Below are 19,185 nucleotides of genomic sequence, written 5' to 3'. Positions count from 1 at the left end.
GGCGTCCGGCTATGGAAGCATGACGGAAGCATCATCCCTCCAACCATCCATCCCTCGATCTCTCTAACCATCCCTCCGCATGCCTGCCCCCCGCCGCGTCCTGCTCGTTGCGTACTACATGCCGCCTGCGGGCGGACCCGCGGTGCAGCGCATCCTGCAATTCGTGGAGGGGCTGCCCCGTCACGACTGGCAGGTGGATGTGCTCACCGTGCAGGCTGGTGCGTATCCCACGACGGATCCGGACTTGCACACGGTCGTGCCACCATCGGTCACGGTGTACCGCACGCCCGCGCTTGACCCGTACGCGCTCTACGCCCGCCTGAAAGGAACGAGCACGAAAGACGCCCTGCCTGCCGGATCGTTTGACCCGAATGCCGCCTCGTGGATTGAACGCCTGGCCCGGTGGGTTCGCGCCAATGTCTTTCTGCCGGATGCACGCATTGGGTGGTGGCCCTTTGCCGTCCTGCGCGGGTTGTGGCTGCTACGCAGGCAGCGCTACGACGCGGTGCTCACCACGGGCGCCCCGCACTCGGTGCACTGCATTGGCCACACGCTGCACAGTTGCAGGGGCACACCGTGGGTCGCCGACCTGCACGACCCGTGGACGGATATCGGGTTCTACGACGAACTTCCCCACACCGATTTTGCCCGTCGTCTCGACGCTGCCCTGGAGCGCCGCGTGCTGCAAACGGCCACGCGCGTCACGACCGTGAGTCCATCGTGGCAGCAGCTCTTTGCTTCCAAAGGCGCTACCGTAGGGCCCGTCATCGAAAACGGCTTTGACCCGGTCGATTTTCGCGCCCTGGATGTGCGCGTGCGCCGCGACCGCTTTGTGATCTCGCATGTGGGCACGCTCTACGCCAACCGGAATCCGGTAGCGCTGTGGGATGCGTTGGCCGCGCTTCGCACCAGAGGCGCGCTGCCTACCTTAGAACTGCAACTCGTAGGCCGGGTGGCGCCTGTTGTAGAGCAGGCCCTGCGCAAGCGTGAGCTCTGGGACTGCACAACTGTGGTGCCCTTTGTCCCGCACCACAAGGCGCTCCGCTACATGGCCGAAAGCGCTCTGCTCCTGCTCTGCATCGAACCGTTTCAGGCGGATGCAGGCATGATTACCAGCAAACTGTACGAGTACCTGGCTACCGAGCGCCCCATTATCGGTGTTGGGCCGCCCGATGGCGACGCTGCTGCGCTTCTCGATCAGCATAGTGCCGGAACCATGATTGCCCGCACCGATGCCGACACCGCCGAGCAGATCCTTCAAACGCACCATGACGCGTGGGCTGCTGGAACGCCGGCCTCGGGTGCACAGCGCACGGCCCTGACCGCCCACGCACGTCCCCGCCAGTCCCAGCGCATGGCTCAGGTGCTGAATGCGATCGCAAAGAGATAGCCGAACACTGCGAACCTAAGAGCGCACCGTGCGCCCCGCATCCTCCATCCCTCCATCCTTCTATCCCCCCATGCCCATTGGAGCCCACGTATCCGTAGCCGGTGGCATTGAGCACGCCGTAGACCGTCAGCGTCAGATTGGCGGCACCTGCGGACAGATCTTCACGCATGCCCCGCAGATCTGGGCCCACACGCCCATCAGCGATGCGCAAGCCGAGGCGTTTCGCACCACCACAGACGCGCACCTCGACGGGGCCTGGCTCATCCACAGCTCGTATCTGGTGAACCTGAGCACGCCGAAGCCCGACCTCCGCCGCAAATCCATTCGGTCGATGCAGCAGGAACTTGACACCGCTGCCCGGCTGGACATCCCCTACGTGAACGTGCACGCCGGGGCCCATACCGGCGCAGGCGCAGAAGCTGGACTCCAGAACGCAGTCTCTGCGCTCGATGCCCTCGACGTACCGGAGGACGTGACCATTCTCATCGAAACGGATGCGGGCAGCGGCACCAAGCTTGGCGCGCGCTTTGAGGAGCTGGCCTACCTGCTACACGAATCGAGGCACGCACTGGGCATCTGCCTCGACACGGCGCACGTCTTTGCTGCTGGATATGACCTATCGACTCCCAAAGCCGTCGACACGATGGTGCAGACTTTCGACGACGTGATGGGCCTGTCGCATCTGCAGGCAATCCACCTAAACGACTCGAAGCACGCCTGCGGCACGCACCGCGACGAGCACGCGCACATCGGCGAGGGACACATTGGACTTGAGGGGATGCAGCGCCTCGTCACGCATCCCGCCCTCCGCGATCTGCCGTACGTGCTGGAAACGCCCAACACCGACAACTTCGGCCACGCGGATAACATTAAGCGGGTGCGCCGGATGCAGGTGGGGGCAGCATAGCGAGAAATGCCGTGTCCAACGTAAGGAGATAGTACCCGAGGTGGGACTCGAACCCACACGGTGCACAAGCACCAACGGATTTTAAGTCCGTTGCGTCTGCCGATTCCGCCACTCGGGCATTGAGGGATATGCAGAAGGGCTCGCCAAAGACAATCCGCATCCCGATACCCATGCATTCCGATGGGGTTTCGGACAACCGATAGGTCCCGATTGCTCCCGTGCGGGCCCCCTGTTCTTCGACTGACTTTGCATTGATCTTGCCTAATCCACTGCGTATTGTTGAAGCAGTTTGTCCTACACGCTGTCATCTATGATTGTGTGCAGGACCGGCGTCCCGACTTTTTCGCCTCTCAACGATTAACACATGCGCTTCGTAGCCTTCTGTGTTTGCAGTGTCGTCCTTTTTGTTGTAGGAGATGCGTTGCCCCTCGCCGCTCAGCACACTGGGCAGACCCAGCGGGCCGTTGCACCTTCGGTTGAGGCGCTCGGTCGCGGCGATGTAGGAGCGGCTCTCCCCGGACGGGCGCATCCCTTTGCCTACAATCCAGCACACCCTGCGGCGCTTCCCACGCAGATCACCGCCTTTCGCATTCAGGGTGCGGGCAGCGGACACGTCTCCGACCATCTCCGTCACATGTCGCGTGGTGCGCCTGGCAACCTCCTGAATGGCGAGCCCAGCGAGTTTGATGACGACTTCCAGACCTTTGCCGATAGCACACGCCGCGTCGGGGCGCGTCCGTCGCTCCTGGAGGCAACTATCGCTCTCCCGTCGTTCGTCTACCGGCGCGGCCCCTATGCGGTGAGCGGCGGGGCTACGGTGCACAGCCTTCTCAACCAGCGCTTCCGCTCGGACGGTCCTGATTCGGTTCCGATCGCTGACCACCGCGCGCGCACCGATGTCACGCTGTCTGGTACGGTCGGATACGACGCATCGGTGCACGTTCCGGGGCTTCGGCTGGGACTTACGCTCAACGCCGTGCAGCGTTATGTGTCGATTCTGGAGCGCCGTATTGACCAGGTGCGCCCCACCGACAAAATGCCCGTAGTCGAGTCCACGCCGCTCCTCGACCAGCTCACGTTTTTCGACAGCCGCGCTGCCCAAAACCCGGTGTGGGTGGGCCGCTCCGTCAGTCTCGACATGGGGGCCATGTACACGGTCTCGGCGTTCGACCTGCCGGGTACGCTTCGTGTGGGGGCAGCAGGGTTTGACCTGTGGGCGTCTGACTTTACCTTTGCGCTGCAAGACACGGCCCCGCGCATCCCGCTGCTTGGTCCGCTTCTGCCCGACCAGTCGGCCCCGGTTACAAACGGACGCGTATCGCCCTCAGACCCGCTCTCTAACGCACAGGCCGAGCGCTTTCAGATTGACCCGTCGGTGCGCGTGGGGGCGGCTTACACACAGGAGGCCTGGGGCCCCTTTCGTAATCTGGCGATAGCGGTCGATTACCAGGACTACCGTCGCCCATCCGTCGAGCAATCTGCACTGGCCCACCTTCACATTGGAGCGGAAGCACAGTACGACATCCTGATTGCGCGCCTCGGCATCAACCAGGGCTACCCAACGGCAGGCGTGGGGCTACGCATGGGCCACATCCATGTTGATTATGCGTTCTACGGGCGTGAGGAGGGGACCTCGTTTCGCGAGACGTACAACTACGTGAACACGCTGCAGGTGGCACTTCGGTTTTGATGGGGCAGGTCATGCCAGCATGTAGGTAGGGACACGGCGCGACGTGTACCTACACCCATCAATGGTTCTTCCACCGTCCCAACGCAAAAAAGCGCCCTCCTCCCGAAAGGGAAGAGGGCGCTTCGGTGTTTAGGTCGTATCGCCATCACGGCGATGCTGGGGTGCGATTACTGCGCACGCACCAGGATGTCATCGACCTGCCAGAGCTCCGTGGTACCACCATCGGTTCCGCTGGTAATGTACTGGAACGCGATGTAGACCTCTTCGGCCTGGAACTCCTCGTCGCTGATGTCAATGGCACCGGTGGACACAAATTCGTATCCGCCTTCCGAATAGACAGCGCCTTCACGGTTCGTGATGTCCGTCCAGGTGAAGTCTTCCGGATTGCCTTCTCCGTCGTAGTCGGTCGACACCTTCACGAGCAGCCCTTGCTCCACGCCGCCATCGTCAAAGTTTTTCGCGTTGGCGAAAGACAGCGTCTCACCGTTTGTTTCGGTGAAGTCGAACGCCGGTGAGATGAGCCAGCTGTTCGATGGCGTATCGGCGCCAAAGCCGTTCGCCTCCATGTACGGCGACTGGTCGTTGTCGAAGGTCGCGAGGAACCAGGAGCTTCCGCTATCGGGCGCATCAACCACTGCAAATGGTGCTGGCTCCTCATCGCTGAAGTTTTCTTCGAGCAGCGTGATGGCTCCGAGTACCAGTTCGAAGCGATTGCGTGAGCCAATCGTAGCGCCCTGCACATTTTGCAGCGTGAAGACCGCCGTGAGCTGGTCGTCAACGTCTGAGGTGCCCGAGAGCGGAACGTCTACCGTAGCGGTGGCCGCATCGCCTTCGGCGTTAGGCGGAAACGTGACGCTTCCGGCTACATAGGCGTTGCCATCACCGACCACTGCATCGCCCGGAAATCCGAACTCGGTGGCTTCGGTTTCGCTGATGGCATTTGCGTAAAGCAACTCAGCCGTAACCTCACGGTCCGGGGCATTGCTGATCGTCACCTCGATCGGCACACTGTCTGCCGAGCGCGAACTGGAGACCGACGAGGTCGCAAATTGAACCGCAGGCTCGTCATTTTCGGTTTGAAGGTTGGGGTCAACGCCGCTGTCGCAGCCCGTGCCCATTACGAGCAGGAGCGCTGCTACAACAAGCGCAGAAAGTCGTGAAAACGTAGAATACATAGGAATAGAATCCAAACTGTGGAGAAATAGGGGTAGGGCTTTGCGATGCGCAGGAGCGGCTCGTGGGCCATATTTCGCCCACGAGTCCGCCTACGCGTCGCTCATCTTAAAAGATGTACCGCACGCCCAACTGCAGACGCCAGCGGGAAGCGATGTTCGACGTTTCCAGGAAGTCTTCCGTGATGCGATCGCGCACGGTTCCTTCGTCGAACTCAATGAACGGCTTGCCAACGTCGTCTTGCGTCAGGAGGCGTCCTCCGATTTCTCGGCCTACATCGCGCGCTTCAACATACGCACCGCCCGACTCGGGGTCTTCTGCCACCGACCAAGCATTGTTGTTGTTGAAGCCGGAGAACTGAATCTCACCCCAGTCGTCGTTGAGTAGATTCAGAACGTTCTCCACCACAGCGGTCACTTCGAGGCGCTGGCCTTGGAACGTTGCGATCTGCTGGTTGACACGCAGATCAAGGATGTTCTCCCAGGGATCACGGGCACTGTTCCGATCGGCAAACTCGCCGCGGAACTCGTTCAGGCCGTCTTCGCTCTCGATGAAGGCGTCCATCAGCTCCCAGTTGTCGCTCAGGAGCACCACGTCGTTCTCGTTTTCTGGAACGTAGACGAGGTCGTTGAAGCTCTCGCCGTCGCCATTAGCATCGCCTGCGTAGATCCAGCTAAAGGGCGTGCCGGAGCGGCCCTCATAGATCAGCCCAATCGAAGTCGCAAACCGCTCGAGATACTCGATACGATAGTCGAGGTTGAGCAGCACGCGATGGCGGCGCTCAAAGTCGGCCGTCCCAATGTCAGGATTGTTCACGTCCACGTTTTCGTTGAACTGCCAGTTCGAGATCGCCCGGCTGGAGGTGCCGTTGTTGACGTTCTCGGCGCGGCTGTACGTGTACGACAGCGATCCGCTCAGGCCATTCGGCACGCGGCGCTGAATCTGACCCGTCAGGCTGTATTCGTAGCCTTTGTCCGAGTTTTTCAGGAGCAACGCATCGGTAAAACGATCGTCGACCAGGTTGCGGTCGCTCCCAAAGGCGCTGACTTCACCATTTTCAGCGTAGATCGGGCGCCCGTACGCACTCGTCGTAGACTGCTCCAAGTTAATGTTTTCGAATACCACCTCGTTACGCGAGTTCGAGTACAGCGCTTCTGCGGTGGCAATGAAGCCAAACGGCAGGTCCTGGTCAATCGCCAGGTTCGAGCGCCACGTCTGCGGATACTTGAAGTCATCATCCAGCAGGTTGATCTCGGTTGTCGTGATCGGGTCGAGACCCGGGCAGTCGCCGGGGCGCGGGTGGGCACGCGGATCTCCGCTTCCAGCGAAGCAGCTTATGGTTTCCTCGTAGCTGCCACTTCCATCGACAAAGTCCTCCCCAGGATTGAAGTTTACATCCAAGCGAGCAAAGTCAACGCCGGTGTTGCTGTACTGGTTTGAGATCCAAACGAACGGCGGGCGTCCACTAAAGATGCCGGTGCCACCACGGATCTGCGTCTCCAGTCCGTCGCCAAAGAAGTTATTGGCGTAGTTAAACCCAACACGCGGCGACCAGAGCAGATTGCCACTGGCTACGTTGGTCGTGCTACGGCCAAAGGCATCGCGGGCATCGGGATTATCACGCGGCTCATCGGGCAGGATGGGCATATCGGCACGAAGCCCGGCGGTCAGCGTCAGGTCGTTCGTCGCGTTCCACTCATCCTGAACGTAGAGGCCGAACTGCATACCCGTGAACTCAGCCTCAGGCTGCGGCTCGCCGTCAAGCAGCGAGTAGCTCAACTGGTAGCTGGAGGGCTGACCGCGTTCAAATGCGGTGAGCGGGTCCACGGCTACCGTCTCGCCCGCTTCGTTTTCGTACTCAAACCCACGGAAGGTGTACGAGCCCACGGCATCCTGAATAAACAGGTTTGAGAACGAGAAAATCTCGTTGTTCGTACCGATGGTAAGCGTGTGATCACCCTGCGTGAAAGTGAAGTCGTTTGTGATCTCCCAGATGTCCTGGTCGAGACGGTTGGCCTGGTTAAAGCGACCAATACCCATGTTCACCGACTGCGTACCGTTCAGGTCGATCTGCGTATCGGGCCAGAGCAAGTCCTGCACGTCACGCTCATCGCGAATACGGGTGTACACCACACGCGCTTCGTTGAACATGTTGTCGCCGATCGTACTGTTCAACTGCAGCGTCGAAGAGTTCTGCACGCTGTTGAACACGTACTGACGGTTTGCAAAGTCGAAGCTGTTGCGGCCACGTCCCAGACCGCTGTCATCACCGGCGTTCACGTAATTGTGACGAGCGGTGAGGCGGTGATTGTTGGTGATGTTCCAGTCGATCTTCGCCAGGAACTTCTCATTGTTCTGCTCTTGCGAAAGCGGCGAGATTCCCCCCGGCGCAAAGCCATACTGATTCTGTGCAATGTTCTGAATCTGGTTAAGCAACTCCGAAGTGCTCCCGATGCTGCTACCGCGGCTCTCGTTGATGCTATTGAGCGTGCCAGACCCAACCTGAAAGGTGTTCGGACCGGATACATCGCCGACCTGTGTGTCGAGCGGCGAGCTTTGACGACGGAATTCGCCATTCACGAAGAAGAACAGCTTGTCTTCGATGATGGGGCCGCCGAGCGTACCTACGTAGTATTGCTCCTGGAATTCGCCTGTGCCTACACCGTCGAGGTCGCCAGTGAACTCTTCATCGCGGTAGATCGTGCGCAGCGAACCGGAAAACTCGTTGGTTCCGCTTTTCGTAATCGCGTTGATCTGTCCGCCAGTAAAGCCACTGGAGCGCACGTCGTACGGGGCAATGTCGACGTTGAACTCTTCGATGGCGTCGAGGCTAATCGGCTCTGCGCCGGCCTGACTGCCGGGTACTGCGTCGCCGAGGCCAAAGACATCATCAAGCGTGGCGCCGTCCACCTGGATCTTGTTGTAGCGTCCGTTACGTCCGCCCAGGCTATTGCCCCCGCCGGACTGCGGGATGAGGCGGGCGAAGTCGGTGAGGCTTCGGTTGATGGTCGGCAGGCGTTCAATCTCTTCCTGCGACACGTTGCGGCTGGCGCCGGTGCGGTCGCTGCTGATGACCGAGCTGCGTTCGCCCACCACGCGAACCTCTTCCAGTTCAGCGGATTCGGGAACCATGTCGAAGTTGAGCGTCAGGTCCTGGCCCAGTTGCAGGTTGATATCCGTTTCTTCCAACGGGCGGTAGCCGACAAAAGAAGCCGTTACGGTGTAGGGGCCGCCTACGCGAAGCCCGCGAAGATTGTAGCGTCCGTTCGACTGCGAGGAGGCGCCGTATTGCGTGCCCGAAGGCTCGTGCACCGCAATGACATTTGCGCCGGGAAGAGGCTCGCCCTCTTCATCGACGACCGTGCCCGAGATGGAGGCACGCGTGCCTTGCGCCTGCACGTCGACGACTCCCATCGTCAGCGCCAGCCCAAGCAGCATAAATAGTAGCGATCGAGATAACTTCATTGTGTACATCGCGTCATGTTTGCAGAATATCGATCTGGCAGGCGACAGGAAACTCAAGCGTAAGCTAACAATCCGTTCGATTTTGGCTCCGTGGTACAGGCGGATTATCACGTGGGTAGAACGTAGCCTACAACAGCAGTCCGTAGCCAGAGCCACGAGCCGAAGTTAGAGACACGTTGTTACCCATTAGGTCCGTCTGCACCCCCAAGTAGAACATCGAAACAGGGTAAGATAAACGCTTAACTGCAAACCGTCTGCCAGTGCAAGGTTGCAGGGATACGTATTGCAGAGGTACGATGGGTGGTGGGAAGCACATTGCCTATTGTCGTTATGCGTAGCAACTCACAAATGGTCGTTGCCTCTGATATATCCGCAAAAGCACATGCTGTCCGATCCGTGCCGGAGAACATGTTACGTGCGGTTTGTGTGCGGCCTGCATGTGCGCAGGCGGAGCGGGAGACACCAAAAGTGAATCACTGGTACGTATCGTACGAAAACAGGCTATAAGCTCACAAACCCATTGCCGGTGCTATCGTCACGGTTCATGATAGCTGCTTTTGCTACAGAAGGCAATAAAGATATCATGCATTAAGGTATGGTAATGGTCGCGATACTGTGAAAAACCCTTTGTATTTGCCTTGCTGTAGCCTTTTACTCCTTAATCTCCCTCTTTTTAGCAGGTACTTACAGTGGCTTGCTGATATAAAGCTCCTAATTTTACTGCTTCGAGTCTTTCGCAAACCGCCATCTTACTGGGCATCGCATCCTCTCTATTGGGCCTTTGTGGGGATCGTTGCTACAATTTTGCAGGGGAATCCCCGCATCCACTTGTAATTACGAGTCAAATCAGGAAACCTGTAGGTACGGAAGTGTAGCACTTCCTCCGATCACCCTCCTACTCATGAACCCTTGAACCTATGAGTGACTCCTTGAAGGTCTCTCGACGCTCGTTTCTTCAGCGCATTAGTGCGCTGGGCATTGCGGGTGTAGGCGCCAGCACGGTCCTCTCAGCTTGTGGCGGAGGCAGCGACGATGCCTCGTCCACGGGCGATGATTCATCCGGCAGCGCTGACTTCTCTTGCGATGACCTGTCTGGGCTTAGCGACCAGCAAATTAGCCAGCGCGAGACGCAGACTCAAGCGCTGCAGTATGTCGAAGAGTCGCCAAACCCCGACCAGAACTGCGCGAACTGCTCGTTCTGGCAAGCCCCCGAAGGCAACGCCAACTGTGGCGGATGCCAGCTCTTTCCGGGCCCGGTGCACCCCGACGGTTGGTGCAACTCGTGGGTGGCTGCCAGTTAACCGTGTGGCTTCACTCCCAGCCCATCGCCCCGCTTGCTGTGCTTACCCGGCACCTGGCGGGGCTTTTTCTGTTTGGTGGTGGATAGGAGGGGAGTGATTGCTGAAGGCTGCATCCGCAGGTCATCCGGCCCCCAACGATTGTCGAGCCGCACGGCGGAGCCCTGCGACGAGAGGACTGCTCAGGAACTCCGTCCGCGTGACCTGCGATGCTTCACTGCGCCGTGTAGCCGCCGTCGAGGACGAGCTCAGCGCCCGTCACGAATCGAGACTCGGTAGACGCGAGATACACGACAGCATAAGCAACATCGTCGGGCTGTCCCATAAACCCAATGGGATGCATCGCATCAAGCTCGTCTTTCGACACGTCGTTCATTTCCGCGCCGTAGTCGGCCATTCCGGTGTCTACGTAGGCGGGGTGTACCGAATTCACGCGAATGCCCGCATCGGCCAATTCGATAGCAGCATCTTTGGTCATGGTACGCACCGCGCCCTTGCTGGCACCGTAACACACGTGCCGCGCCGACCCGACGAGTCCAGCCACCGACGACAGATTGATGATGGAACCCTGTCCGGCCTCTCGCATTGCGGGAACGACGTGCTTCATACCAAGGAAGACGCCGGTCACGTTCACATCCATGAGGCGGCGCCACTCCTCCACGGTCGTCTCTTCAAGAGCTTTGATCAGATAGATGCCGGCGTTATTGACGAGCACAGTCGGGGGCCCTATATCGCGTGTTACGGCGTCCACGACCCGTTTCCAGTCGTCTTCCTCGGTCACGTCGTGGGAATAGAACTGGGCCGATCCTCCGGCGTCGCGAATCTGGGCGGCGGTGGCTTCGCCTTCCTCTTCGTTGAGATCCGTAATGGCCACGGCAGCGCCTTCGTGCGCCAGATGCTGGGCCGCTGCTCGGCCAATGCCGACTGCGCCTCCCGTTACGATAGCAATGTTGTCTTGTACGCGTCCCATAGAGCAATGTGGTTGGATGATGAGCGGTATCGATCGGATGCCAGGGGAGGACTACAGGTCACGGACAACCTTCATCATGTCGGTTGCGGTAATGACGCCCTCGATGCGCCCGTCACGCGTTACAAACAGCCGACGGATGTTGCTACGGAGCATCACATCGGCAACCTGCTGGACGGATGTGTGTGGATTCACATCGTAGATCTCGGGCGTCATAACATCGCGCACGGTCGCTGTGCTCGTTTCCGTGATGTGAAGCGCTTCCAAGTCTTCGTCGGCGTAGTCGGCGGCGAGCTCATCGTAGTACGCAGTGTGCACCCGCGCGGTGCTGCCGTTGCTGCCGTCGCGGACATGACGGGCCAGATCTGTCACAGAGACGACGCCAATGAGGGTGCCCTCGGTATCTACAACCGGAGCGCCCGTAACGTCGTGATCAAGGAAAAAGTCGGACAGCCCGTGCAATGTGCGGTCGGCCTCCACCGTGTGCACGGCACGCGTCATGACGTCTTTGGCCTGGGTGTACTTCATGGGTCAGCTTGCGCGTCTGTTGAGCGTAATAGAGCAGTACGCACAAGCATACACGATAGGGAATAGACGCGCCATCAGGCGTTTCCCCGCATTGCCTGTGGGGATAACGCGCAATTGCTTCTACACGAAGGCGCAGGCAACTTCCAGCAGGCCATCGCGAACTCCGTATCCTTCGACGAAGCGTGTCATGGTGAGCGCAGTCCCGCCCCCTGGGGCTCCGACCACTGTCGGAGGAACCATCTCCTTGGGGCTTGGCAGATACAGCGGGACACAGGGCCCTGCCTATCTCGAGGGAGATCTTTATTCACTGCGTTCATCAGTCGCTTCGCTCGTGTCAGGACTTCGCTTCGCTCCAAGATGACAGCGTACGAGAGGAGTACGTTGCTGCTCCAAGATTCACGCGTAACACAGCAGTAGAGGGCTATCCCGCAGTGCTACAACCGGATTTGGTATTACTTATTGACAAAGCACAGCCTCTTATCGGTCCATCTGGGCGAAGCGGTTGTGGGGCGTTGCACGGCCGTAGGCGAGCGTCCAATCCGAGAGGCGGTCGAAGGCGGCGCGGTCCAGAGCCGTAGGAGCAAAGCGCCACTGCCAGTTGCCGGTAGTGGTGCCGGGCGTGTTCATACGTGCGCCCGAAGGCAGCTCCAGCAGGTCTTGGAGGGGCAGCACCACGCGCTCAGCGGTCGAGGCCCACAGCGCTCGGTGGGCGGCGTGAACAAGCGAGGGGGCATGGTCAAGATCGAGGTAGCGGTGGGCTGCACGCTGTTCCTTGGCGGTGGCATCGTCGGACCACCAGCCGCGCAGGGTGTTGTTATCGTGCGTACCCGTGTAGGCGACCGTGTTCGGTCGGTAGTTGTGCGGCAGGAAGATGTTGCTTGCATCTGTCTCGAACGCAAACTGGAGCACCGCCATCCCCGGAAAGTCGAACTGGTCGCGCAGTTCGTACACCGAATCGGTGATGTCGCCGAGGTCTTCGGCCACAATGGGCAGCGAGCCCAGCGTCTCCTGCAGGTGCTCGAAGAACGGCGCGCCGGGGCCATCTTCCCAGTAGCCATCAACGGCGGTGTCGGCGTGGGCCGGTACCGCCCAGTACTGGTCAAAGCCACGGAAGTGGTCCAGGCGCAGCAGGTCAACTTGATTAAAGGCATGGCGCAGGCGGCGCGTCCACCACGCAAAGTCGTTGTCGGCCATACGGTCCCAGCGGTAGAGCGGGTTGTCCCAGCGCTGTCCGTTGGGACTGAAATAGTCGGGCGGAACGCCGGCTACTGCAGTCGGCTGGCCGTCGTCATCCAGTCGAAAGAGATCCTGGTGCGCCCATACGTCGGCGCTGTCGTGCGCCACGTAGATGGGCAGATCGCCAAAGAACTGGATGTCGCGCTGGCGGCAGTACGCGTGCAGCGCCTGCCACTGCTGAAAGAAGAGAAACTGCCAGTAGGCATGCTTGCGACATGCTCGGGCATGGATGTGGCGCGCTTCGGCAACGGCGTCGGACTCGTAGCGGGCCAGGGGCGCGGGCCACTCGGTCCACGGTGTGTTGCCGTGCGCCTCACGCAGGGCCTCGTAGAGCGTGTAGTCGGCCAGCCAGTCGGCATGGCGGATACGAAAGCGGCTCAGGTCGGCCTGTTGGGCTCCCATCGTGCGTGTGTCGAAGCGCTCGAACGCGGTGGTGAGCGCCGCCGTCTTGTGTTTGAGCACAGCCGGATAATCGACGCGCTCGGTAGGCAGGTTGCGGAGCGGAGCCACGTCTCCGTCGGTGAGCAGCCCATCATCAAGCAGCGGGGTGAGGCTGATGAGCATGGGGTTGCCCGCAAACGTAGACCGGCTGCTGTAGGGCGACCCGCTCGGCCCGGTGGGTCCGGTGGGGAGCACCTGCCAGAGCTGCTGGTGCGTTTGGTGCAGGCGATTGGCAAACGCGTAGGCCGCGTCGCCCAGATCGCCGATGCCGTGTGGGCTGGGCAGCGAGGTAATATGGGCAAGGAGTCCACTCTGGCGAGGGTTAGGCACGAGACGAGTCGGTTGGATTGGGAAGAGGGAGCGCACGAGGAACAGCGGCAGCGGCTTGCCGGAGGTCGAGCGGAGTAGTGGGAGAGGCAGAATGCTTCGCCTCCGAGACCATGGCCCGGTACAAAGTGTGGAACTGGCCGTAAATCGTGTCGACAGCATCGTCGGCAGTATCGGCCTCCACATCCACAATATCTGGATACGCAAACGCCGACGCCCCTGCGGTATCCACAAAGAGCGTTTTGAGGTTCAGGCGGCGCTGCAAGAGGCTATCGGTAGCATAAGCCACCTGGTAGCGGTTGATGGGAATCATCCACAGGTAGTGGCGCAGCACACCCCGGCGCACGTACAAGCCGTCGTGGTGGATGGCAAAACGGTGGTAGTGATAGTGCAGGTAGGCGGCTACGCCCAACGCTGGAATAACGAGCAGGCTCCACCACGGCAGCGCCACGTCGTAGGGCGCCCACCAGTCGTGGGGCCAGAAGTAAGCCGCCGGGGCCAGGGCTGCCAGCAGCACGCCCAGGCGGCGCAAGAAGTGGCGGCGGATGGTAAGGGGCGAGACACGATCGAACGTATCGGGCATTTCCATAGGACGCACATGGTCGGCCAGGCGCATGACGGTTTCCCACTTTGCAAACGGGGCGACCACGCGCTGCCCTTGCTGGTCGGTGTTGAGGCCCATCGTCTGCACTTCGAGCGTGTGCCAGCCAAACAGGCGCATCAGCGGGGTGGTTTGCACGATAAGCACTTGCACTTTGGCCAGCGGAATGGTGCCTTCGGTGACGGTAAAGAGGCCATGCCGTTTGCGCAGCTTACCGCCGTCCAGCCACAAGGTAAAGCCGTAGTAGCGGTTGAGCGTAAGCAGGATGCCGGAGAGCCATCCCAGGAGTGCAGCTACGACCACGGTGCCCAGGGCCGTAATCACAGGCGATTGGTACATGGCGTCGACAATGACATCAATGCGGTCTTGCGACAGGAGCAGCCAGTTGGTGAGGGTCTCCGGATCCACAAACTGAAGCACCGAGAAGATCAGCGCCAGGTAGAAGAGCGAAAACCGAAAGGCTCCCGCCAGCAGCACGTGGCGCAGCGACATCGAAAAGAGCGTTCGGGGGGACGAAGTCGGGGCATTGGGCGCTGTTGCGTTTGCCTCTGAGGGGGTGGCATCGCGACTGCTTTGTGCATCTTCGTCGGCCCGTTGGAACGCCCGCACAGAGGATCGAATCTTCTGAGCCTGCTGTACCGACACGTATTCGATGCTGGCCTCGGTAGAGGCGCTCCCGGCGGTTTCTACACGAACCTTTGCCAGGCCAAGCAGACGCGCCAGAAGCTGCCGCTCGATCTCCACGTTCTGAACACGCTCTATCGGGATGCTGCGGTTCTGTCGTTTCAGTACCCCGCTTTGAATGACAATCTGCTGCGGGGTGATGCGGTAGCTGAACCGCAGATACTGCAGGACGATAGCGGGAAGCGCAACGAGTCCATAGACGGCCCCGAAGAAGAGCGGCAGCCACACCTGGGCGTCGTCGTTCGTGAGCGTGGGCAGCAGAACAAGAGCAAGTGCGGGCAGGCTTGTAAGGAGGCGCACAAACAGCGTGAGCGGATGTAGCCGCTGGGGTTCACGCACCGCACCAAGCGGAGCGGGCGAGTCGGATGATGAGTCGCCAGAGGGGCCGTTCGCTGCTGTCGACTCTGAGGCCGAGGGGTCGTGCACCGACGAGCCAGCAGGCGATGAGTCAGAAGACGGGGCGGCCATAGGCAGAATGCAGTGAAAAACGCAGTGGAAAGAGAGACGAGCGGAGGGATTGGGAGGCGTACACGCCGTTGCGTGCTACAGCAGCGTGCTACAGCACGTCTTCGGTGAGCGGGTCGTCTAAGATGTACTGCTTTACGTCGTCGCGAATCTGCTCGGCGGTGGTCAGCGGCAGGCCCGGAATCACGACATCGCTGGAGCGTGTGCCAGCGGTGTGGATGACCAGACGCCCCAGATCGAACTCGCGCTCGAAAAGGTCTTGCGATACATCCAGATGCTGGATGCGGCGCAGCGGGACCACCGAGCGCACATGCGTAATGACGCCGTGCTCCAGCACCAACTCATCCTCGTGCAAGTCATAGCCCCAGGCCTGATAGCGCCAGCGCGGCCAAAACACAATGTAAAGTGTCATGAGAAGCAGCAATCCGCCCAGCACACTCAGAATGACCGCACCATTGGCCCCAGAAAACCACTGCGTAATGCCGAAAAACAGGGCTGTCAGGAACACCACGGTGTGAAGGAGGCAGAGCTTAATGCGCCACACCGACTGCAAGTCAGCCTCCAGCGCTGTGAGGCGGCTTGTGGGGAGCAAGGCGCGCCGCACTCCGTCTGGGGCAGACGATGCATCGGGCGACGAAACGGCTGAGGAGGAAGCCATGAGGCAACGAGGAAGGCGAAATTAAAAGCTTTACTCATAGCAGTTCGGTGCAGACAGGTTTCAGAAGAGCAGTCGGGGCTGCCCTGCGGAAATCACTGCGCAAGATCCGGCCCAAAGGGCACAAACGCGTGGCTCGGCCCTTGCTTGGCACGTTCCTCTGCAATAAGCCCACCATATGTGCAGGTTACAGCAAGATGCGCCAAAAGAGCACAAGAAACCATCCTGCTTTTCCAGAGATGCGTTGCATGTTTGTGTGAATATGTTGTATGATAACATGCCATAGTACAAATACCCTGTAGCACGCACTGTACAAACTGTCCCCGTCTATGCAGTGCGGCACTGTTTCTCTTGGTAGTGGGTAGACGCTAAGTGATAAGGCTATCGTAGAATGTAGGTTTGTCTTATTCGAAGCCCCTCTCCCTTTTATTCCGCTGCGCTCCATGAGTCGTCCTGCGGACTCGTTTGGGTTTCTCCCCCTCTTCCAAGGGGGAGATGTCGATAGACAGAGGGGGTTGTCTGGCTCCGATGATGTCGGCCATATGACAATCACTTACCATTGAACCGCTACCCCCGTAAGCAATCCAAACAGGCTCTAAATTCGCTGTACTGTGCTCCGTTTGAAAATCCTTCGCAAGTTGCACGCGCCAAGAGGGCGCCAAAAGAGCAGCATACATGCATAGCTACCATACCAGTATATGGGTCATGGGTAATGCACTGTAGAAGGTCATCTAACTATTACAGACAGCAGTTCAGGGACGAGCGTGGTATATCATTGAGCTATGGGAGCATCCGTTTCAAAATACGAACTCAAAAACGGGGGACAGGCATGAAATTACGTGTTGACACAAATCCCAAACATTTTTACGCACTAAGAACAGAGTTTGACACGTATAGGAAAACATTTGGCACATACAGAGAAGCATTTGAATCCACATACTGCGTTATTGCTACTGTGTCGATGCGCAAATCACGCACATGGCATAGATCTCCTGACTACTGTACAGCTCCGAAACGACCTATGCAGCGTACTACCAATATCCCTTCTTCGCTATCTCGTAATCCCTTAACTGCATGCCGGACAACTGAAGGCAAGCTCTCGATGTCTGCCGATAAGTATGACTCTTCCGGAATAAAAGATCGGGTGCTATCGGGGCAAAATCTCTGCGACCTCCCTATACATGTGCTCTCAGCGTCCGTGCTGGGCGTAGGCGTCCCCGCTCTCCTCGGGTACGATGTGGCCTGGTCTACAGTGGCGTATATCGTGCTCATTATTGCTGCTATGGCGGCAGCGACGTGGGGGGCACGCAAGCTGGTGAAGCGCAACGAGCAGTTGGAGCAACTGGTTGAGCAGCGCACCGCGCACATTCAGTTGCAGGCTCGCCAACTTGCCCGCTACAACGCCGAACTTATCCGCAGCAATAAGGTGTTGCAACAAACCATGGATGAGAAGTCGAAAGTGCTCGGGGTGGCGGCGCACGATCTTAAGAACTCGGTGTTCGGCATCTGCGCCCTCTCGGAGGTTATGCTGGAAGAGGGCGTAGGCAACAACCACGCTGCGCGGCGGCTGTCGCTGATTCATAACTCGGCAGAAGAGGCCATGACGCTTATCAACAATTTGCTTTCCTCGGCAGCCAGCAGCGTGCATGGCGAGCTCGAAAAGCAGGCCGTTAATGTGGATTCCATGGCCCACCTCGTAATGCATAGCTTTGCCGATCAGGCCAAGCGCAAGCAGCAGCAGATTACCTGCGATGGGGCCGCCACCAATGTCTTTGTTGAGGGCGACGAAGACCGACTGCGCGAGGCACTCAATAATCTGGTTAGCAATGCCGTCAAGTACGCGCCGCTCGACAGCACCATTCAGCTTGCCGTGCAGGCAACGGACGACGAGGTGTATGTGTCGGTTGCTGATGAGGGGCCGGGCCTGAGTTCGCACGAGCAAGAGGCGCTCTTTACACCGTTCAAACGCCTCTCGCCGGAGCCAACCGGCAACGAAGGATCTTCGGGGCTTGGGCTCTACATTGTGAAGCAGATCGTTGAGCGCCATCAGGGCACCATTCGCGTCGAATCGGAAAAGGGCGAGGGCAGCACCTTTACCATCACGCTCCCCCGCATCGAGTCGCCCGAAAGCGCGGTGAATCTGGAGCCGTCTGCACACGAGCCGACATCTGAACAGGAAACCGATACAGACGCGGGGACCCCGGCATCGTCGCCCTCAATGTCTGTTATGAGCGAACTACAGCAGTAGCTTCTAATACGAGGGGATGAACCGCACTATCCCTTTCGAAGCACACTATTGGCATGTCAACGTCAGACGTTCGTAGAGAGCAGCCACATTCTGCAGAGTCCCCATCCGTTAGCATAGTGGGATGCGGATGGGTGGGGCTGGCTGCCGGACGTGTACTGGCGCAACAGGGCTACACCGTCTGTGGCAGCACCACCCGCCCCTCCCAACGCAGTGTGCTTGCCGACGCAGGCATTGAGCCGTTTGTGACTACCTTTGGTCCCGATCCGGAACCTGCCGTCCCAGATCTGTTCGACAGCGATGTGCTCATCTGTACCCTGCCGCCAGGACGCTCCAACGCCGATGAAGCCCCGTATCTCGACCAGGTCGCGGTGCTCATGGCACAGGCGCAGGCCCATGGCATAGAGCGGGTCATCTACACCAGCTCCACAGGCGTGTATCCGCCTACGAAGGTCCCCGTCACCGAAGAGGCCATTGACCCACGCGCGCCGCATGGGGCCGCTGCGCCCCGACGATCCACCGCCGAAGCCGTGCGCTCAGCCGAACAGATTATTGTTACCGCCTACCCGGAACGAGCCGTAATTCTGCGCCTGGGTGGGCTGTTTGGTCCCGACCGCCACCCCGGACGGTTTATTGCCGGGCGCACGGATGTGAAACGCCCCGAGGGCCCCGTTAATATAGTGCATCAGCAGGATGTTGTCGGCGCAATTCAGGCGGTTGTTGAGCAAGAGGATGTACAGGGCGTGTTCAACGTGGTTGCCCCCAAGCATCCTACGCGGCGCGCCTTTTACGAGGCGGCAGCTCGTGACTATGGGGGCGATCCGCCCACGTTTGCAGGCGACTCTAACACCGAAGGAAAGCGTGTGGTGTCCACCAAACTCATGGATACGCTCGGGTATGTGTTTACCTATCCCGACCCAACGGCCGCATTTCGCCAAGAAGCATAGCCCTCAATACGTCCGCTTCATGCGTAAAATAGGCTACCTGTCATATCTCAGGAAGACAGAGGTGTAACGTTCTGTACAAAGGCGTGTACAGACACTGTGTACGCTTTCTTTTATCCACGTGCACACCGTTTGTGTACATGTGCCTTGAACGATGAATCGCTTTTCC

13 protein-coding genes and 1 tRNA gene are annotated in these 19,185 nt (G+C 59.4%); 6 read left to right on the top strand and 8 right to left on the bottom strand.

The window, feature by feature from the left end:
* The first annotated feature begins 79 nt into the window (after nucleotides 1-79).
* Both CRI93_RS00820 and CRI93_RS00815 read left to right on the top strand, forming a co-directional pair.
* Nucleotides 80-1,390, top strand: coding sequence for a glycosyltransferase (locus CRI93_RS00820; protein WP_245850238.1), 1,311 nt, complete (start codon nucleotides 80-82; stop codon nucleotides 1,388-1,390).
* Nucleotides 1,391-1,460: 70 nt separating this feature from the next.
* Entirely contained in the window at nucleotides 1,461-2,297 is an 837-nt protein-coding gene (locus tag CRI93_RS00815) for a deoxyribonuclease IV (RefSeq protein WP_098060702.1), read from the top strand.
* A gap of 32 nt (nucleotides 2,298-2,329) precedes the next feature.
* On the opposite strand, the gene CRI93_RS00810 is transcribed toward CRI93_RS00815, so the two are convergent.
* Nucleotides 2,330-2,415, bottom strand: a tRNA-Leu gene (locus tag CRI93_RS00810).
* A 303-nt stretch (nucleotides 2,416-2,718) separates the two neighbouring features.
* On the opposite strand from CRI93_RS00810, the gene CRI93_RS00805 reads away from it, so the two are divergent.
* The gene (locus tag CRI93_RS00805; protein ID WP_098060701.1) at nucleotides 2,719-3,987 is read left to right on the top strand and encodes a hypothetical protein; all 1,269 of its coding nucleotides are present in this window, start codon (nucleotides 2,719-2,721) and stop codon (nucleotides 3,985-3,987) included.
* Nucleotides 3,988-4,154: 167 nt separating this feature from the next.
* Here CRI93_RS00805 and CRI93_RS00800 read toward each other — a convergent pair whose 3' ends face one another.
* Nucleotides 4,155-5,162, bottom strand: a complete 1,008-nt coding sequence (locus CRI93_RS00800; RefSeq protein WP_098060700.1) for a choice-of-anchor J domain-containing protein — start codon at nucleotides 5,160-5,162, stop codon at nucleotides 4,155-4,157.
* 106 nt (nucleotides 5,163-5,268) lie between these two features.
* On the bottom strand, nucleotides 5,269-8,625 hold the full coding sequence (locus tag CRI93_RS00795; protein WP_098060699.1) for a TonB-dependent receptor: 3,357 nt from the start codon (nucleotides 8,623-8,625) through the stop codon (nucleotides 5,269-5,271).
* Nucleotides 8,626-9,542: 917 nt separating this feature from the next.
* Between CRI93_RS00795 and CRI93_RS00790 the strand changes: the two genes are divergently transcribed.
* A complete protein-coding gene (locus tag CRI93_RS00790) occupies nucleotides 9,543-9,926 on the top strand; it encodes a high-potential iron-sulfur protein (RefSeq protein ID WP_098060698.1) in 384 nt (127 codons plus the stop codon).
* A gap of 211 nt (nucleotides 9,927-10,137) precedes the next feature.
* Here the strand turns inward: CRI93_RS00790 and CRI93_RS00785 are convergent, their stop codons facing one another.
* The 5 genes from CRI93_RS00785 to CRI93_RS00765 all read right to left on the bottom strand — a co-directional run bounded on the left by CRI93_RS00785 (nucleotide 10,138) and on the right by CRI93_RS00765 (nucleotide 15,830).
* Nucleotides 10,138-10,893 (bottom strand): glucose 1-dehydrogenase, encoded by a 756-nt coding sequence (locus CRI93_RS00785; protein ID WP_098060697.1) that lies wholly within the window; start codon nucleotides 10,891-10,893, stop codon nucleotides 10,138-10,140.
* Nucleotides 10,894-10,944: 51 nt separating this feature from the next.
* Nucleotides 10,945-11,418, bottom strand: a complete 474-nt coding sequence (locus CRI93_RS00780; protein ID WP_098060696.1) for a CBS domain-containing protein — start codon at nucleotides 11,416-11,418, stop codon at nucleotides 10,945-10,947.
* Between the two features lie 477 nt (nucleotides 11,419-11,895).
* Nucleotides 11,896-13,425 (bottom strand): 4-alpha-glucanotransferase, encoded by a 1,530-nt coding sequence (gene malQ, locus CRI93_RS00775; protein WP_098060695.1) that lies wholly within the window; start codon nucleotides 13,423-13,425, stop codon nucleotides 11,896-11,898.
* Nucleotides 13,418-15,175 carry a PH domain-containing protein gene (locus tag CRI93_RS00770; protein WP_098060694.1) on the bottom strand — a complete coding sequence of 586 codons (1,758 nt, stop codon included), beginning with the start codon at nucleotides 15,173-15,175 and terminating at the stop codon, nucleotides 13,418-13,420. The genes malQ and CRI93_RS00770 overlap by 8 nt, the downstream gene beginning before the upstream one ends.
* Nucleotides 15,176-15,263: 88 nt before the next feature.
* A complete protein-coding gene (locus CRI93_RS00765; RefSeq protein WP_098060693.1) occupies nucleotides 15,264-15,830 on the bottom strand; it encodes a PH domain-containing protein in 567 nt (188 codons plus the stop codon).
* 1,180 nt (nucleotides 15,831-17,010) lie between these two features.
* Here CRI93_RS00765 and CRI93_RS15260 point away from each other — a divergent pair.
* Nucleotides 17,011-18,075, top strand: coding sequence for a sensor histidine kinase (locus CRI93_RS15260; RefSeq protein ID WP_176521594.1), 1,065 nt, complete (start codon nucleotides 17,011-17,013; stop codon nucleotides 18,073-18,075).
* Between the two features lie 53 nt (nucleotides 18,076-18,128).
* The gene (locus CRI93_RS00755) at nucleotides 18,129-19,019 is read left to right on the top strand and encodes an SDR family oxidoreductase (protein WP_098060691.1); all 891 of its coding nucleotides are present in this window, start codon (nucleotides 18,129-18,131) and stop codon (nucleotides 19,017-19,019) included.
* The last annotated feature ends 166 nt before the right edge of the window (nucleotides 19,020-19,185 follow it).

It is taken from the genome of Longimonas halophila, from assembly GCF_002554705.1.
GTDB classification, from domain to species: domain Bacteria; phylum Bacteroidota; class Rhodothermia; order Rhodothermales; family Salinibacteraceae; genus Longimonas; species Longimonas halophila.
The sequence above is the reverse complement of the archived record's forward strand: the minus strand, read 5'-3'. Positions and strand labels throughout refer to the sequence as shown.

Excerpts from the sequence above, each read along its gene's own strand:
- CRI93_RS00820 (WP_245850238.1), top strand. The coding sequence starts at position 80 with ATGCCTGCCCCCCGCCGCGTCCTGCTCGTTGCGTACTACATGCCGCCT.
- CRI93_RS00815 (WP_098060702.1), top strand. The coding sequence starts at position 1,461 with ATGCCCATTGGAGCCCACGTATCCGTAGCCGGTGGCATTGAGCACGCC.
- CRI93_RS00800 (WP_098060700.1), bottom strand. The coding sequence starts at position 5,162 with ATGTATTCTACGTTTTCACGACTTTCTGCGCTTGTTGTAGCAGCGCTC.
- CRI93_RS00755 (WP_098060691.1), top strand. The coding sequence starts at position 18,129 with ATGTCAACGTCAGACGTTCGTAGAGAGCAGCCACATTCTGCAGAGTCC.
- CRI93_RS00795 (WP_098060699.1), bottom strand. The coding sequence starts at position 8,625 with ATGAAGTTATCTCGATCGCTACTATTTATGCTGCTTGGGCTGGCGCTG.
- CRI93_RS00770 (WP_098060694.1), bottom strand. The coding sequence starts at position 15,175 with ATGGCCGCCCCGTCTTCTGACTCATCGCCTGCTGGCTCGTCGGTGCAC.
- CRI93_RS00790 (WP_098060698.1), top strand. The coding sequence starts at position 9,543 with ATGAGTGACTCCTTGAAGGTCTCTCGACGCTCGTTTCTTCAGCGCATT.
- CRI93_RS00765 (WP_098060693.1), bottom strand. The coding sequence starts at position 15,830 with ATGGCTTCCTCCTCAGCCGTTTCGTCGCCCGATGCATCGTCTGCCCCA.
- CRI93_RS00780 (WP_098060696.1), bottom strand. The coding sequence starts at position 11,418 with ATGAAGTACACCCAGGCCAAAGACGTCATGACGCGTGCCGTGCACACG.
- CRI93_RS00785 (WP_098060697.1), bottom strand. The coding sequence starts at position 10,893 with ATGGGACGCGTACAAGACAACATTGCTATCGTAACGGGAGGCGCAGTC.